Consider the following 16,222-nt stretch of genomic DNA (forward strand, 5'->3'; position numbering starts at 1 on the left):
GACACCTTGATGAGCACCCGCGGGAGCTCACGCACCGAGAGGAAATCGCGCGGCCTGATCGAAGCGCACCCGGAACTCTTCGGCATCGGCCTGCTCGGCGGCGGCCCTGACCGGCCGCAACTCGTTGAGTGTGCGGCGCGGGACGGGGCTTCCCGAACTCAGGATGGAAGCACCCTCCTTGATGGCCTGCGTCCGATCTCCGCTTCCTAGCAACGCACCGGCGAGATAGGCCCGGAAGTGGGTGCGGTCGCGCGGGGAGCGCCGGGTGTCGCCCACGACCTCCGAGTAGAGATCGATGGCCCGGGCCGGAGAGCCCAGATGCACGAATCCAATGGCCTCGCACCCGTTGATCTCTGATGCCGTGACGTACCGGGTCCATGGTGCGTCATCGGGGTGACCGCCTCGCTGGAGTTCGTCCTTGGCCTGGCCCAAACTCCGACGGAAGGCCGGTCCATCACCGAGGCGGACGTGCGCGAGCGCCTGCCGTATCCGAATGAGCGCGTGCAGGCGCGGGGACCTCTCATGCCGGGCCAAGTGGGCGGCGCGATCGGCAAAACGCAGCGCTTCCCTCGCCATCCCGGTAGTACCGCTCGCTCTGGCGAGATACGAACTCTGCTGGGACATGTTCAGGTAGACGTGAATCGCGGCCTGGGCGTCATCGGCACCGCCCGCCAGCAGACCGGCCTCTCCGTATAGTTCTCGGGCCGCCTTCTGATCCCCGTTCTCATAGGCCAGCCACCCGCACAGCGTCCCAAGGTCCGCGCCGACCATAAGGAGTTCGCGGCCGACGCCGTCCGTGTAGTCGCTTTCGTCAATGATCCGCCGGGCGCGGGCGAACAGCCGTAGCGCCTGTGGCAGGGCCACATCCCCACCCAGCTTTTCGTCCTGCTCCCACAGGCTCACCAGACCGGCCCGCAGGTATCTGACATGCGCCGCGTCGGCACGGTCGGGGACCTGGACCAGATCCAGGCCGCCGGCCGTGACCAGGCCGAGCAGCGAGCCGGTGAAACTACGCCGATCCACGCCTGCCAACCCCTCGCTCGCCTCGAAAGCATTGGATGAGGACAAATCCAGGGTGCCACTTTCGACGCCGAGCACAACAGGCACGAGTACCTTACGGGGAATGTCACAGGCATCGGCGAATCGAACCAACTCGCGAATGTCGTACAACGTGTCCCGCTGGCCACTTTCGATCAAACTGATCGTACTTTGCGAGAGGCCGAGAATGTTTCCCAGGTCAAGCTGACTCAATCCGGTCGCGGCCCGCAAGATCGTCACGAACGTGCCCAGCTCATGATCGGCAAGCGCACGCCGCATCGGAAGCGAGTCCCACAGCCATTCGGGCGCGTTGACGGTACCCGGCTTCACGGCCCTGGTACACGGCGCACACAGCGGATCATTGTTGTAGCGGTTCAGCAGTGTCGACTTGCACGCCGGACACAGCCGATCACCTCGGGGCATCCGTCCCCCTTCCCGCACGCATCACTCCTACCGATGGTCTCGCCGCACGCTAGCGCACCCACTGTAGCCATTCTATGACCATCTGTGATTACCGGCCTGTATGTCACATCGGGGCCGCCTTTGTCCATCTGGTCGCAGGGGCCGGAAACGATCTGGCCATCGCCTACGGAAAGGGCTGGAAGCAAAGTGCGCAAACGCTCGTTGATCATGGTCGCGGTGACCTCGGCAGCCTTGGCCGTATCGTCCGTCGATGCCCAGGCCATCGCAGGCGAACGCGGGTCCGTCGCCCTCCGGAGCGGGCCGTCCATCGCCGCCGCGGCCGCCGAGCACCAGAACGCGACCCCGGCGAAGAACGCCCTGAGGGACATCGTCATGGATGAATCCGTTCGCTGCACGAAGCCCAAGTCGAAGTTCATCAACCTCTCGTGGGGCATCGGCGAGAACCACAAGTCCACGACGGTCTACTTCAACAACCACTGCTCGGTGCGGACGGAGGTGAAGCTGTACTTCAGGACCAAGCGCCGGTTCCAGGGGCCGAAGCGCTGGACCAGGTGCCTCACCACCAACGGCGGAACCAAGGGCAGGAAGAAGTACCACCACGCGACGCGGACCCGCCTGCTCTCCATCATGCAGGGCTGCTAGCCCCCGGCCACCCGCTTCGTCCTGGCCCGGTTCACCCCCACCACCTGCCGAGAGGGCGGTGGGGGTGACGGGCGGGCGGCAGGAGAGGGTCGTTCCAGGTGGTGCCGAAACGGCGAGGCACCACCGATCCAGCCGGGGAATCCGCTTGACGCTGCGCGCCGGCTCAGGGCCGCGTCGCCGCATGGTCGTGGCGACTCCCCAGGCCAGGGCGAGGCCGGGGGGAGTTCGCACGCCGGGCCGTCTTCCATCGTCATCATTTTGCGCCAGGCGCTATCGCGCAAACTGTTCGTGGCTTACACTAATTCTGCGAGCGGCGGAAAGAGGACAAATCCGCCCAGGTGGCGGCGTTGTCCAGGTTCCAGAGGCGCGCGAAGCACATACGCACGTACACGCGAGGCAATGGGCCGACCGGCACGGGACCCATGGGACCACCGCCGTACAGAACCACCCACGGCCGGGCGTTCCCGCACGCCCGGCCGCGTCCCGACGAGCGACAACGAAGGGAGAACAGCCATGAAATTAGCCGAAGTGGCGAGCCGGCTGAGCATCGTAACGGCCACCGCCATCGCCGTCGCGGCCACCTTCGCCGGTCCCCTGACAGGGACCGCGACGGCTGCGACAGGCACCTCGACCGCCGCCACCAAGACCCAGACGATGGGCTGGCCCACCGGCTGCCACTGGGAAATCCTGAGCTGGCAGTACACCGGCGCCATATGCGCGGAGAATAACGGCGGGTGGTACCAGGCCATCGCCATATGTAAGAACCACGAAACAGACAAACTCTTCGACCGCTACGGCCCCTGGCGCCAGACCGGCCCTTCCTTCGCCTACTGCCAGGCAGCCGAAAAGGTGGAATCAGCGGGCTACGCCACGCAGCCCTAACAGGCGGAACATACCGCCGAAAGCGCGCTGCCGACCAAGTATCACCATTCCGAGAGGAATCACGCATTCATGAAGAAGCTGCTATCGCACTTCCTCGCCGCCGGGGCCATGGCCGCGTTCACCGTCCTGACCACCCAGGGAACCGCCGCCGCCGCCCCCTGGCCGCAGGACTGCTCGGACTGGCAGAGCGGGAACAGTTGGTACGCCCTTTGCTCCGCGGGCACCGGACACTACAAGGCGACGGTATTATGCGCACCCCTGCACGGTGGTGACCTGGTTTACCGCGAACCGCTGGTCTGGGCCAGCATCTACAAAACGTCCGGCGTTTCCTGCCCTTCGCACACCTGGCCGACCAGCGGGGGAATCCTCTCCAAGGACGACTGAAATCCCACAAGAAACCCCTCAGAGAAAGGTGTGTAAATTGAGAACGATGGCAAGGATTTCAGCGCTGGCGGCGGCAGCGGCCTGCCTGGTACTGATCGGCACACCGGCCGACGCCGCCACCGGAACGCTGATCTTCTCTTCCGGCATCGGACAGACGACGTTCATCGACCCCGCGGCGGGCTGCTACGCCACCACATCCCCCTTCACCACCGTCACCAACCACACGAACGTCCCTGTCACCGTCTACGAGAGCGGCGGCTGCTTCGGCCCATCCCAGACGGTCCCGGCCGGATCGAACCCCACACCGGTCGGACCCCGCCGCAGCGTCTCCATCCCTTCCTGACCGAGTCGAACGAACCCACCGGTCAACACTGAAGCGTTCACGGCACGACCTCGCATGAACAGGCCCCCTTCTGCGACGACGCCGTGAGCCCGCCCGGCCCCCGGCCTGAGTACGGCCGAACAGGTGTCCAGGTCGGGGGCCGCGACGGAAGCACTGCGCGACATTTCACGGTCTTCGCCTCGGGTGATGGCAGGAACTCCAGGTAGGGACCGACCCCCTTGGCAGAGCGCAGCGCCACATGATCGTCGGTCACCTCGTGCGGGGTCCAGTCCATCGCCTCGCCCCAGAACCGGGCCATGGCCCGGGGGTCCGCGCAGTCGACCACCACCACGGCGATCGGCCCGGTGTCCCGGTAGATCGCCCGAGGCTCCAGCACACAGAACTCGTTGCCCTCCGGATCGGCGAGCACCGTCCACGGCACGTCTCCCTGTCCCACGTCGGCGGGCGTCGCACCGAGATCCCGCAGGCGCGCGATGAGATCCGCCTGATGGGCCGCGGAGGTGGTGGCGAGGTCGATGCGCACGCGGTTCTTCACCGTCTTGGGTTCCGGGACGGGAAGGATGTCGATGCAGATGGCGGCAGGGTCGGGATAGGCGACACCCTCCGGCTCGACGTTGGTCTCATCGGGCCGGTCACCGGTGACCTTCCAGCCGAGTGCGGGTCCGGGGCCGGGATGGAAGCCGGGTTGGACGAGCTGTACGCGATCGTCTACTGCCGCCCGAGGCGGTGACGACGGGAGAGGGCCACTCGAACCCCGCGGAAACCCTGTCCAGCTTCTCGGAGCACCTAGGAGGAGGAGAGGGAGTGAATGAGTGACGGCGGGAGAGGACCAGACGGCGAGGCGGCGGGTTAGCTGGTGCTGGAACGGCGAGGTACCTCAGATCATGCGAAATGCCGAGCACCAGGGCGTCACTCAATACGGTGGGCGGCGAGAGGGGGCCTGCCGCACCGGGCGAAGCCCGGACCTGGGAAAACAGGCCGAGCGCCAGCGAGGACCACTTCCCGCCAGAGGCGGGACCCCTGGCGCGGTAGCGCGTCTTGGCCGCCGGAGCCGAGGTGATTGCATGGAGCGCGCTGGAGGCCAGGAGGGTTCCTGGAGGGGGTTGGGTTACGGCGGGAAAGGATCAGACAGCGAGACGGCGGGGGTAGCCGGTGCTCGAACGGCGAGGTACCACAGCTCACGGAAATGCCGGGCACCAAGGCGTCACTGACGACGGCGGGCGGCGAGAGAGGGCCTGCCGTACCTCTGGGCAAAGGCTCGGCCTGGGAAAACAGGGCGAGCGCCAGCGAGGTCCGCGCCCCGCCAGAGGCGGGGCCCAGCGCGCGACAGCGCATCCTGCCCGACGAACGTGCGGCCCTTGGCGCGGTAGTGCGTTCTGTCCACCGGAGGAGGGGCCCTTGGTATGCGGGGGCGTCGGCGCGCGTTGGAGGCCGAGACACAGATGTAAGGGGCTGGGTTACGGCGAGAAAGGATCAGACGGCGAGGCGGCGGGTCACTTGGTGCTGGAACGGCGAGGCGCCACAGCGCTGGGAAGTGCCGGGCACCAGACCGTTACTAGGAACGGCGGGCGGCGAGAGGGGGCCTGCCGTACCGGGCGAAGCCCGGACCTGGGAAAACAGGCCGAGCGCCAGCGAGGACCACTTCCCGCCGAAGGCGGGGGCCTCGCGCGAAGCGCGGCGGCTTCCGCCGGAGGCGGGACCCCTGGCGCGACAGCGCCTCCTTCCCGCCGAAGGCGGGGCCCCTGGCGCGGTAGCGCATCCTGCCCGCCGGAGGCGGGGCCTCTGGCGCAACAGCGCGGCCTACTCCGCCGGAGGCGGACCATTGCGCGAAGCGCGTACTACCCGCCGGAGGCGGGGCGCGAGCGGAGCGAGGCGCTTTTGCTTTGCCCGGGCGCGGCCGTGGTCTGGACTGACGAGCGAAGGAGTGAGGGAGCGAGGAACGAGCGAGTGAACGGATGAGCGAGGAGGGAAGACCGCGGCCTCGAAAGCGCCCGGGCCTCAGCGCGAGCGAAGCGAGCGCAATCTAACAGGGAAGGCGGAGGGCGATGGCGGCGATGTCGTCTTTGCCGGTGGTGGGGAGGCCCGTGACCAGTTCTTCGCAGAAGGCGTCCACCGGTTCCATGGCCAGGGCGGTGGCGTGGTCGCACAGCCGGGCGAGGCCTTCGTCGAGGTGTTCGCCGGGGCGTTCGATCAGCCCGTCGGTGTACATCAGCAGCGTGTCCCCGGGTTCGAGCTGTGTGAAGGCGCTCGGCCGCTGTTCGTCCAGGCCGATGCCCAGCAGCGCGCTGTGCGCGTCCTCCAGGTAGCGCCCCGTGCCGGAGGCCGTGACCAGGAGCGGCGGTGGGTGGCCGGCGGCGGAGTAGTTGAGCCGCCAGCCGTCCGGCACCTGTTCGACGCGGGCCAGGACGCAGCTCGCCGTGCCCACGGTGTGCAGGTTCTCCATGGTGGTGTCCAGGCGGCGCAGGATGTCGCCCGGCGGTTCCTTGCGGTCCACCACGAGGCCGCGCAGCATGTTGCGGAGCTGGCTCATGGTGACGGCGGCGGGGAGGTCGTGCCCGGCGACGTCGCCGATGGTGAGGACGATGGCCCCGTCTGGGAGTACGAACGAGTCGTACCAGTCGCCCCCGACCTCGGCCGCCGCCGGGCTGGCCCGGTATCGGGCGGCGATCTCCAGGCCGGGTACCTGGGGCGGGTCGGCGAGCAGGCTGCGTTGCAGGGCGAGCGCCATGCGCTGGGTGCGCTGGAAGCGGATGACGTTGCTGAGCGGGCCGTGCGCGTGGTCGAGGATCTGGGTGATGAGTTTGGCGTCGCTCATCTCCAGCGCGGGACGGGGGGTGCAGACGCCGACGGTGACCACGGCGGCCACGACGCCGTCCACGACCAGGGGCAGCATGACGACGTCGTGCATGCCGGTCGAGGCGACCCATTTCTCGGTGGCGGTGCGGAGGATGCCGGAGGGGATGCCGGGCGGGTTGGGGACGCGTACGGGCGATGCCTCGCGTACGGTACGCGCGAACGGCCCGTTGGGGCCGAAGACCTCGTGGCCGCCTTTGGGCGGTATGGGCAGCCCGTCCCGTACGGCGGCGGCGACCCGTTCCGCCACGACCGGCGCGTTGGCGGGGCGCTCGACCGAGTCGACCAGCAGGTAGAAGGAGCAGGTGTCGGCGAGTTCGGGGACGATGACGCGCGCGAGCCCGGTCACCACGTCCTCCAGTCCGGACACGCCGCCCGCCACCGCGCCCGCGCGTTCGAGGAGTTCTCGGCGCCGGTTCTCCTGCCAGCGTTCCTCGACGTTGGAGACGGTACCGACCCATTCGACCACTTTGCCGTTCTCGCGTACGGGTACCGACCGCGCGTGGAAGTGCTCGTAGTCGCCCGAGGGCGTGCGCATCCGGAAGGTGGCCTCCCACAGCGGATGTACTTCGGCGAGCGCCCGCAGCCAGGAGGCGACCGCGGCGGGCTCGTCCTCGGGGTGCATCACCGGCGACCAGTTGCCGCGTTTGAGGATCTCCGCGGACCTGCCGATCACGCGTTCCCAGCCGGGGCTCATGTCCACCACCCGGCCGTCGGCGGTGGCCACCCACACGACCTCGACGCCGACGTTGACCAGGCTGCGGTAGCGGCGCAGCACGCGCAGCCGTTCCTCGGAGAGTTCGTGGATGCGCCGTTTGGCGACGACCTGCGCGGTGGTCTCCATGCCCACGGTCAGTACGCCGCGCTCCCCGTCCTGCAGCGTGATGGGCGAGAGGCTGAAGGTGAAGTATCGTTCCCTGATGTCAAGGTCGGGGTGGTCGGCCGGTACGGGCAGGTCGGTGGCGAGGGCCGGTTCGCCGGTGGCGAGCACCTTGTCGAACAGGTGGATCGCGCCGAGGTCGGGCAGGTCGCGGAACACCTCGGACATCGGCGCGCCGATCTGGCGGTCGCCGAAGTACTCGCGGTAGGCCGCGTTGGTGTAGACGAGCCGGTGCGTGGGTCCGGCCGTCACGAGTACGCCCACCGGCGCGGGATCGAAGACTTCGAGCCCCAGCCCCAGCCCGCGAACTCTTCCCATCAAGCTTCCCCTCTTGCGCATGTCCGGGACGTCCCCCAACACCCGAAAACGCGCATGCTCCCCAGGTCGGCATACTATGTGGGAAATAGTCAGACATATCCCACCGCTGGGTAAAGCACCGAGAGGGTCTCCCGGGCGAGTTGCAACTCTTCCCGGGGCTCGATCACCAATACCGCCGTTTCCGCGTCCGGCGCACTGACGACGCGGTCGATCTGAGGGTCGCCGATCTCCGGACGCCCGATTCCGAGCAGGCCGAGCCGGTCGCACACGGCCTCGCGCACCTCCGGCTGGTCCCAGCCGATCTCGCCGGTGAAGACCAGGGCGTCCAGCCGGGACAGGCTGGTGGCCTCGGCCGCGATCTCCCTGGCCACCCGGTGCGCGAAGACCGTGAGGGCGAGTTCGGAGGTCGGGTCGCCGGCCTTGACGAGATCGCGGGTGTCCCCTGACCTGCCGTCGGACAGGCCGAGCAGGCCCGAACGGTGTTCCAGGCCCTCGCGCAGCTCGCTGACCGAGAGCCGGTTGCCGGTGAGCAGCCACAGCAGCATGCCGGGATCGACGCTGCCGGACCGCTTGCTCATCGGAACGCCCTCAAGCGGGGTGAAGCCCATCGAGGTGTCCACGCTGCGGCCCTCGCGGACCGCGCACACGGAGCACCCGCCGCCGAGGTGGGTCAGCACCAGCTGCGACTCCGTCACCGGCCGGTCCAGGAGTTCGGCGGCCCGGCGCAGCGCCCAGGCGTAGGACAGGCCGTGGAAGCCGTACCGGCGCAGGCCGTACCGGCGGCGCCACTCCTCGGGCAGCGGGTACCTCGTCGCGGACTCCGGCAGCCCCGCGTGGAAGGCGGTGTCCGGGCACAGTACGTGCGGTACGTCGGGCAGGCACCGCCGTACCGCCTCCACCAGCGCGAGCGCGGGCGGGATGTGCAGCGGCGCGAGGTCTTCGCGGGCGGCGACCTGGGCCACGATCTCGTCGTCCACCACCATCGGGGCCGGTACGGCGACACCTCCGTGCACCAGCCGGTGCCCGACCGCCGCGACGTCGAGATCCCCGATCTCCCCGAGGAAGTCCGCGACGGTCTCCTGCGCCGCGTCCGGGTCAAGACTCTGCTCGGTGTGCCGTTCGGCCAGCACCTCATCGCCGCGGACCAGGTTGAGCCGCAGGCTGGAGGACCCCGCGTTGACCGTGAGCACGACCGGATCGGAGCTTGCCATGGTTGGTCGCGTGCCCGAGACCGTCCACCCCAAACGGCCCGCCCGGGTTTGAAAACCTGACTGGAGGAACTGTCCGGTAATGGACGTACTCGAATCCGTGGACGCGTACTGGCGGGCCGCCAACTACCTGTCGGTGGGACAGATCTACCTGCTTGACAACCCGTTGCTGACCAGGCCGCTGCGCGCCGAGGACGTCAAACCCCGGCTGCTCGGCCACTGGGGCACCACCCCCGGCCTGAACTTCTGCTTCGCGCACCTCAACCGCGTCATCAGGGAACGCGACGAGAACATGATCTACATCGTCGGCCCCGGCCACGGCGGGCCTGCGGCGGTGGCGCACGCCTGGCTGGAAGGCAGCTATACCGATAAATATCCGGATGTCACCCAGGACGAGCCGGGCATGCGCGCCCTCTTCCGGCAGTTCTCCTTCCCCGGCGGCATCCCCAGCCACGTCGCGCCGGAGGTGCCCGGTTCCATCCACGAGGGCGGTGAGCTGGGGTATTCGCTGGCCCACGCGTACGGCGCGGCGTTCGACAACCCGGGCCTGGTGGTGGCGTGCGTGATCGGCGACGGGGAGGCCGAGACCGGCCCGCTGGCGGCGAGCTGGCACGCGAACAAGTTCCTCACCCCCGGCCGGGACGGCGTCGTGCTGCCGATCCTGCACCTGAACGGGTACAAGATCGCCAACCCCACGATCCTCGCCCGCATCCCCGAACAGGAGCTGACCGCCCTCCTGGAGGGCTACGGCTACCGCCCCCACCTGGTCGCGGGCGAGGAGCCACCGGCCGTCCACCGCCGGATGGCGGAGGTACTGGACACGGTGTTCGACCAGCTCAGGGACGATCCCACCGGCCGCCCGCCGATGATCGTGCTGCGCACGCCAAAGGGCTGGACCGGCCCGCACGAGGTGGACGGCCTGCCGGTGGAGGGCACCTGGCGGGCCCATCAGGTGCCGCTGACCGAGGTGCGCACCCGCCCGGAGCGGCGGGCGGCGCTCGCCGCCTGGATGCACTCCTACCGCCCGCGCGAACTGTTCGAGGCCGACGGATGCCCGGCCGAGGTCGTACGCGCCGCCGTGCCCGAGCAGCGGCGCAGGATGAGCGCGAACCCGCACGCCAACGGCGGCGAACTGCTCCGCCCGCTGCGCCTGCCCGACTACCGCGGCTACGCGGTCGAGGTCGACAGCCCCGCCGCCCGCACGAGTTCGCCCACGGGGGTGCTCGGCGGCTTCCTGCGCGACGTGCTCGAACGCAACCCGGGCGCGTTCCGGCTGATGGGCCCGGACGAGACCGCCTCCAACCGCCTGTCGGCCGTGTACGAGACCACCGCCAAGGCGTGGGACGCCGCCACCCTGCCCACCGACGAGCACCTGTCCCCGGACGGCCGGGTCATGGAGGTGCTGAGCGAGCACCTGTGCCAGGGCTGGCTGGAGGGCTACCTGCTGACCGGCCGGCACGGCCTGTTCAACTGCTACGAGGCGTTCATCCACATCGTCGACTCGATGTTCAACCAGCACGCCAAATGGCTGGAGTCGTCCAGGAAGATCCCCTGGCGGCGGCCGATCTCCTCGCTGAACTACCTGCTGTCCTCGCACGTCTGGCGGCAGGACCACAACGGCTTCAGCCACCAGGACCCCGGCTTCCTGGACGTGGTGATGAACAAGAAGGCCGAGGTCGTACGCGTGTACCTGCCCCCGGACGCCAACACGCTGCTGTCGGTGGCCGACCACTGCCTGCGCTCGCGCGACTACGTCAACGTCGTCGTGGCGGGCAAGCACCAGGTGCACGACCTGATGCCGATGGACGACGCCGTCGCGCACTGCGCCCGCGGGCTCGGCATCCTGCCGTGGGCCTCCACGGACGCGGGCGAGCACCCTGACGTGGTACTGGCCTGCGCGGGCGACACCCCGACCCTGGAGACGCTGGCCGCCGCCGCGCTGCTGCGCGAGCACCTGCCCGAGCTGAAGGTCCGGGTCGTCAACGTGGTGGATTTGATGCGGCTGCTGCCGCCGTCCATGCATCCGCACGGGATGGCGGACGCGGAGTTCGACACGCTGTTCACCGCCGACCGGCCGATCATCTTCAACTTCCACGGGTACCCGTGGTCGATCCACCGCCTCACCTACCGCAGGACCGGCCACGCCGACTTCCACGTGCGCGGGTACCGCGAGGAGGGCACCACGACCACCCCGTTCGACATGGCCATGTTGAACGGGATCGACCGCTACCACCTCGTCATGGACGTGATCGACCGCGTACCCGGCATCGGGTCCACGGCCGGCCACCTGCGCCAGCGGATGGTGGACGCCCGGCTGCGCGCCCGCGCGTACACCCGCGAGCACGGCGAGGACCCACCCGAGATCAGTCAGTGGACATGGAGAAGGGAGCAGTGATGAAGGCCGTCACCTGGCACGGTAAGCGCGACGTCCGCGTCGAGGAGGTCACCGATCCGGCCATCAAGGAGCCCACCGACGCGGTGATCAAGGTCACCTCCACCGGCATCTGCGGCTCCGACCTGCATCTTTACGAGGTGCTCGGCCCGTTCATGGGCGAGGGCGACATCCTCGGCCACGAGGCCATGGGCATCGTGGAGGAGGTCGGCGCGGAGGTCCGCCACATCAGACCGGGCGATCGTGTGGTGGTGCCGTTCAACATCTCCTGCGGCCACTGCTACATGTGCGACCGCAGGCTGTACGCCCAGTGCGAGACCACCCAGAACCGGGAGTACAACACGGGCGCGGCGCTGTTCGGCTACACCAAGCTGTACGGCGAGGTGCCCGGCGGGCAGGCGGAGTACCTGCGGGTGCCGCAGGCGCAGTTCGGGCCGGTCAAGGTCCCGCAGGGGCCGCCGGACGAGCGGTTCGTCTACCTGTCCGACGTACTGCCCACCGCCTGGCAGGCCGTGGAGTTCGCGGACGTCCCCGAGGGCGGCGAAATCACCGTGCTCGGTCTCGGCCCGATCGGCCAGATGTGCTGCCGGGTGGCCCGGCACCGCGGGCTGCGGGTGATCGGCGTGGACGGCGTACCGGAACGGCTGGCGATGGCCCAGCGGCACGGCGTCGAGATCGTCGACGCCTCGGCGGTGGACGACGTGCCCGACGCGGTCAGGGACCTCACCCAGGGCCGCGGCACGGCGAGCGTGATCGACGCGGTCGGCATGGAGGCGCACGGCTCCCCGATGGCGCACCTCGCGCACACGCTGACCGCCCTGCTGCCCGGCCGGGTGGCCGCGCCGATGATGACCACGGCGGGCGTGGACCGGCTGGCCGCGCTGACCCAGGCCATCGACATCGTGCGGCGCGGCGGCACGATCTCGGTGAGCGGCGTGTACGGCGGCATGGCCGACCCGATGCCCATGCTGCGGATGTTCGACAAGGGCGTCACGCTGCGGATGGGCCAGGCCCACGTACGGCGCTGGATCGACGACCTGCTGCCCCTGGTGCTGGACGACTCCGACCCGCTCGGCACCGAGGACCTGGCCACCCACATCCTGCCGCTGGACCACGCCCCGCACGGCTACAAGATCTTCCAGAAGAAGCGGGACCGGGCGATCAAGGTGCTGCTGACGCCTTAGCCTCCTCGGGCCGCGGGGACAGCGGCGGAGTGTCCATGCCGCGCGGGTCGCGCAGCCCGGCCGCGAAGTCGCGCAGCGCGTCCAGGGCGGTGTGCCGGGGCCGCCAGCCGAGTTCGTCGCGGGCCCGGCCGGCGTCCATCAGCGGCAGCCGCAGGACCAGGTCCACCAGGCCGGGCGAGGCGGGCACCAGGTGCAGCTTCCAGGCCGCGGCGACCGCGCTGGTCAGCAGCGGGCCGGGCACCTTGACCGGCCGCGCGCCGAGCAGCGCGGCCAGCGTGGCGGGCTCGATGACGGGGTCGGCGGCGAGGTTGAACGGCCCGGACACGTCCTTGGTGACCGCCAGCCGGTACGCCTCGCCGACGTCCTCGCCGTGTACCGCCTGGAAGGCCAGGCCGGGCGTGTCCGGCACGAACGGGACGAGTTCCGGCCGGGCCAGCCGGGTGACCCGGTTCGGCAGGAACGGCCCGGCGAACAGCCGGCGCTGCTCGACCGCCGACTCCCGCTTGAAGATGAACGACGGCCGCATCCGCACCACGCGGATGCGGGGGTGCTCCAGCTCGTAGGCGTCCAGCACCCGTTCCAGGTACGCCTTCTCCCTGGCGTACGCGGCGCCCGGCCACCCGTGGGTGGGCCAGTCCTCGCCGACCCGGCGGTCCTTCGGGCCCGGCGAGTACGTGCCCACCGAGGAGGCGTGGACCAGCACCGGCACCCCGGCGCCGGCCACCGCGCGGAACACCCGGATGCCGCCCAGCACGTTGTTGCGCCAGGTCACGCCCGGGTCGCGGGTGGGCTGGAACAGCCACGCCAGGTTCACCACCGCCTCCGCCCCGGCGAAGAGCGGGCGCAGGTCGTCCTTGCCGATGTCGGCCTCGTGCCACTCGACCTTCTCCGGCCGCCAGAGCGGCATCCGCCTGGCCAGCCCGAGCACCGAACTCACCGAAGGGTCGGCGGCCAGCGCGGCGACCACGCTGGTCCCCACGTTCCCGGTCGCCCCCACCACCACTACTCGCATCACTGCACTCCCTTCACGCGACGGTCTCGGTGACCGGTTCGGCGGCGAACCACGCGATCGTGCGGCGCAGCCCCTCCTCCACCGGCACGACCGGCCGCCAGCCCAGCTTCTCCTCGGCCAGCGAGGTGTCCGGCCGCCGTACCTCCGGGTCGTCCACCGGGCGCTCGATGAAACGGATCGGCGAACGCGACCCGGTCATGTCCCTGATCAGCCCGGCCAGCGCGAGCATGGTCAGCTCCTCCGGGTTGCCGATGTTGACCGGCCCGGCGAACCCGCTCTCGGCCAGCGCCAGAATGCCCGCCACCGTGTCGTCCACATAGCAGACGGACCGGGTCTGGCTGCCGTCGCCGGTCACCGTGATCGGCTCGCCGCGCAGGGCCTGGCCGACGAAGGTGGGGATGGCCCGGCCGTCGGCGGGGCGCATCCGCGGGCCGTAGGTGTTGAAGATGCGCACGATGCCGGTGTCCACGCCGTGCGCGTTGCGGTAGGCGGTGGTCAGCGCCTCGGCGAAGCGCTTGGCCTCGTCGTACACGCTGCGCGGGCCGACCGGGTTGACGTTGCCCCAGTACGTCTCCCGCTGCGGGTGTTCCAGCGGGTCGCCGTAGACCTCGCTGGTGGAGGCCAGTACGAACCGCGCGCCCTTCTCCTTGGCCAGGCCGAGCGCGTGCAGGGTGCCCAGGCTGCCGACCTTCAGCGTCTCGATCGGGTGGCGCAGGTAGTCGGCGGGCGAGGCGGCCGACGCGAAGTGGAGTACCAGGTCCACGTCACCGGGGACGTGAACGAATCCGGTCAGGTCGCAGTCCAGCAGCCGGAACCCGGGAGCGCCGAACAAGTGCTCCACGTTGGCCGGGTCGCCGGTGAGGAAGTTGTCCATGCAGATCACCTGGGCGCCGCGGGCCAGCATGCGTTCGCACAGGTAGGAGCCGAGGAATCCGGCTCCACCGGTCACCACGACGGTGCCCGTGGCCGTCGGTGTCGTCACGTCTTCACCCCATCCGTCGGTCGCGGGCGGCGAGCGGGCTCGCCGTCCAAGGTCGCGCACACGGCGTCGAGCACCTGGCGCACCCCGATGTCCAGGAGCCCCGGGTCGGGGCCGTTCGCGTGCGGGTCGCCGGTACGCCCAGCCCACAGGGCCACGTGCCGGTCACGGCCCGGCGGCGGCCCCCACAGCGCGGGCGAGACCGGGCCGCAGATCACCACGGACGGCGTGTCCATGGCCACGGCCAGGTGCGCGATGCCGGTGTCGCCGCTGATCACCATCCGGGCGCGGGCCACCAGCACGGCCAGCTCCCCCAGCCCGGTACGCCCGGCCAGCACCCGATCCCCCGGCAGTCCGGCGAGGTCGGCGATCTGCCTGGCCAGGACGCGTTCGGCGACGCTGCCGGTGATCAGCACCCGGTGCCCGGCGGCGCTCAGCTCGGCGGCCAGTTCCGCGTACCGGGCGGGCGGCCAGCGGCGGGCCGCCGAGGACGCGCCGGGATGCACGATCACCGTCGCGTCCCGGCGTTCGGCGCGCAGGTCAAGGGCGAGGTCGTCGGGGTCGGCGGCGATGCCGTACCAGTGCAGCATCGCGCACCACCGCTGCACCTCGTGCAGGTCGGCCCGCCAGGCGGGGCCCTCGACCCCGGGCAGGCCGGGGTGGGCGTGGGTGAGCAATGTGGCCGGGCGGATGCGGCGCAGCGCGGAGGTGCTCTGCGGGCCGCTGCCGTGCAGGTTGACCGCGATGTCGGCGCGGTCCAGCGGGACCGGGCCGGTGCCGCTGGTGTGGACGAGTTCGTCCACCGCGCCGATCAGCGGCAGCAGTGGCCGCAGCGAGGACGGCGCGGCCAGCGTGATGCGGTGCCGTGGGTGCGCGCGGCGCAGCGCCCGCAGCGCGGGCACCGCGGTGAGCAGGTCACCGAGGCCGAGCCCGCGCAGCGCGACCAGCGCGGGCGCGCTCATCACCGTGCTCACGGCCATGATGTCTCCGTCGCGGGGCAGACGACCAGTTCGCGCACCTCGCAGCCGGACGGCTGGCCGAGCGCGAAGGCGATGGTGGCGGCGACGTCCTCGGGCTGGTTGAGCCCGGCGTCCGGGCCGGGCCGGTACCGCTCGTCGCGGCCGTCGAAGAACGGCGTGCGCATGCCGCCGGGGATCAGCAGGGTGACCCCGACCCGCCCGGCCAGCTCCGCCGCGAGCGCGCGGGTGAACCCCACCACGCCGAACTTCGCCGCGCAGTACGCCGTCGCGTCGCTCAGCGCGCGAAGCCCCAGCGTGGAGGCCACGGTGACGACCCGCCCGCGGCTTTCCACCAGGTACGGCAGCGCGGCCCGCACCACCGAGGCGGTGCCCAGCAGGTTGACCTGGATCACCCGGTCCCAGGCGGCGGCGGGCACGGCGTCGAGCCGCCCGCAGGCGTCCACCCCGGCCGCGGTCACCACGGCGGACAGCCCGTCCGCCCGGCCGGCCAGCTCGCGTACGGCACGTTCGGCCTGCTCACGGTCGGACAGGTCGGCGATCACGTGGTCGTGGTCGCCGATGGGAGCGTTGACGTCGATGATCAGCGGGCGGCCCCCGGCCTTGGCCACCGCCTCCGCGGTCGCCTGGCCCAGCCCGGACGCGCCACCGGTGATCAGGATGTTGCCCAGCACGATAGGTCCCCTCTCGGTTGTCATGTCCTCATG

Annotated in this window: 13 protein-coding genes and 1 pseudogene; 6 read left to right on the forward strand and 8 right to left on the reverse strand. The window is 70.3% G+C overall.

Annotated features, from left to right (window positions below; genetic code table 11):
* Positions 1-27: 27 nt before the first annotated feature.
* Positions 28-1,461, reverse strand: a complete 1,434-nt coding sequence (locus DP939_RS21440) for a helix-turn-helix domain-containing protein (RefSeq protein ID WP_113982544.1) — start codon at positions 1,459-1,461, stop codon at positions 28-30.
* A 216-nt stretch (positions 1,462-1,677) separates the two neighbouring features.
* Here DP939_RS21440 and DP939_RS21445 point away from each other — a divergent pair, with 216 nt between their 5' ends.
* The 4 genes from DP939_RS21445 to DP939_RS21460 all read left to right on the forward strand — a co-directional run bounded on the left by DP939_RS21445 (position 1,678) and on the right by DP939_RS21460 (position 3,712).
* Complete coding sequence (locus tag DP939_RS21445) at positions 1,678-2,103, forward strand: hypothetical protein (protein ID WP_147268068.1); 426 nt, start codon at positions 1,678-1,680, stop codon at positions 2,101-2,103.
* Between the two features lie 513 nt (positions 2,104-2,616).
* Positions 2,617-2,985, forward strand: a complete 369-nt coding sequence (locus tag DP939_RS21450) for a hypothetical protein (RefSeq protein WP_113982546.1) — start codon at positions 2,617-2,619, stop codon at positions 2,983-2,985.
* A 69-nt stretch (positions 2,986-3,054) separates the two neighbouring features.
* Entirely contained in the window at positions 3,055-3,369 is a 315-nt protein-coding gene (locus DP939_RS21455; RefSeq protein WP_113982547.1) for a hypothetical protein, read from the forward strand.
* 46 nt (positions 3,370-3,415) lie between these two features.
* Entirely contained in the window at positions 3,416-3,712 is a 297-nt protein-coding gene (locus tag DP939_RS21460) for a hypothetical protein (RefSeq protein WP_113982548.1), read from the forward strand.
* A 136-nt stretch (positions 3,713-3,848) separates the two neighbouring features.
* On the opposite strand, the pseudogene DP939_RS21465 reads toward DP939_RS21460, so the two are convergent.
* The 3 genes and pseudogenes from DP939_RS21465 to DP939_RS21475 all read right to left on the reverse strand — a co-directional run.
* Positions 3,849-4,370 (reverse strand): annotated as a pseudogene (locus DP939_RS21465) (VOC family protein); the annotation flags it as partial.
* 1,365 nt (positions 4,371-5,735) lie between these two features.
* Positions 5,736-7,763, reverse strand: a complete 2,028-nt coding sequence (locus tag DP939_RS21470) for a SpoIIE family protein phosphatase (protein ID WP_113982549.1) — start codon at positions 7,761-7,763, stop codon at positions 5,736-5,738.
* Positions 7,764-7,852: 89 nt separating this feature from the next.
* Positions 7,853-8,974, reverse strand: coding sequence for an acetate/propionate family kinase (locus tag DP939_RS21475; protein WP_113982550.1), 1,122 nt, complete (start codon positions 8,972-8,974; stop codon positions 7,853-7,855).
* 79 nt (positions 8,975-9,053) lie between these two features.
* On the opposite strand from DP939_RS21475, the gene DP939_RS21480 reads away from it, so the two are divergent.
* Both DP939_RS21480 and DP939_RS21485 read left to right on the forward strand, forming a co-directional pair.
* Positions 9,054-11,366, forward strand: coding sequence for a phosphoketolase family protein (locus DP939_RS21480; protein ID WP_113982551.1), 2,313 nt, complete (start codon positions 9,054-9,056; stop codon positions 11,364-11,366).
* Entirely contained in the window at positions 11,366-12,547 is a 1,182-nt protein-coding gene (locus DP939_RS21485; protein ID WP_113982552.1) for a zinc-dependent alcohol dehydrogenase, read from the forward strand. Before DP939_RS21480 ends, DP939_RS21485 begins: the two co-directional genes overlap by 1 nt.
* Here DP939_RS21485 and DP939_RS21490 read toward each other — a convergent pair.
* Genes DP939_RS21490 through DP939_RS21505 form a run of 4 tightly spaced genes read right to left on the reverse strand, consistent with a single transcriptional unit; the run spans position 12,525 to position 16,213 of the window.
* The gene (locus DP939_RS21490) at positions 12,525-13,559 is read right to left on the reverse strand and encodes an NAD-dependent epimerase/dehydratase family protein (protein ID WP_113982553.1); all 1,035 of its coding nucleotides are present in this window, start codon (positions 13,557-13,559) and stop codon (positions 12,525-12,527) included. The two genes, DP939_RS21485 and DP939_RS21490, sit on opposite strands and share 23 nt — an antisense overlap.
* Before the next feature lie 13 nt (positions 13,560-13,572).
* The gene (locus tag DP939_RS21495; protein WP_113982554.1) at positions 13,573-14,541 is read right to left on the reverse strand and encodes a UDP-glucuronic acid decarboxylase family protein; all 969 of its coding nucleotides are present in this window, start codon (positions 14,539-14,541) and stop codon (positions 13,573-13,575) included.
* The gene (locus tag DP939_RS21500) at positions 14,538-15,518 is read right to left on the reverse strand and encodes a glycosyltransferase family 9 protein (RefSeq protein ID WP_113982555.1); all 981 of its coding nucleotides are present in this window, start codon (positions 15,516-15,518) and stop codon (positions 14,538-14,540) included. Before DP939_RS21500 ends, DP939_RS21495 begins: the two co-directional genes overlap by 4 nt.
* Positions 15,509-16,213 carry an SDR family oxidoreductase gene (locus DP939_RS21505; RefSeq protein WP_113982556.1) on the reverse strand — a complete coding sequence of 235 codons (705 nt, stop codon included), beginning with the start codon at positions 16,211-16,213 and terminating at the stop codon, positions 15,509-15,511. Before DP939_RS21505 ends, DP939_RS21500 begins: the two co-directional genes overlap by 10 nt.
* Positions 16,214-16,222 lie beyond the last annotated feature (9 nt).

It is taken from the genome of Spongiactinospora rosea (assembly GCF_003315795.1).
Taxonomy (GTDB): domain Bacteria; phylum Actinomycetota; class Actinomycetes; order Streptosporangiales; family Streptosporangiaceae; genus Spongiactinospora; species Spongiactinospora rosea.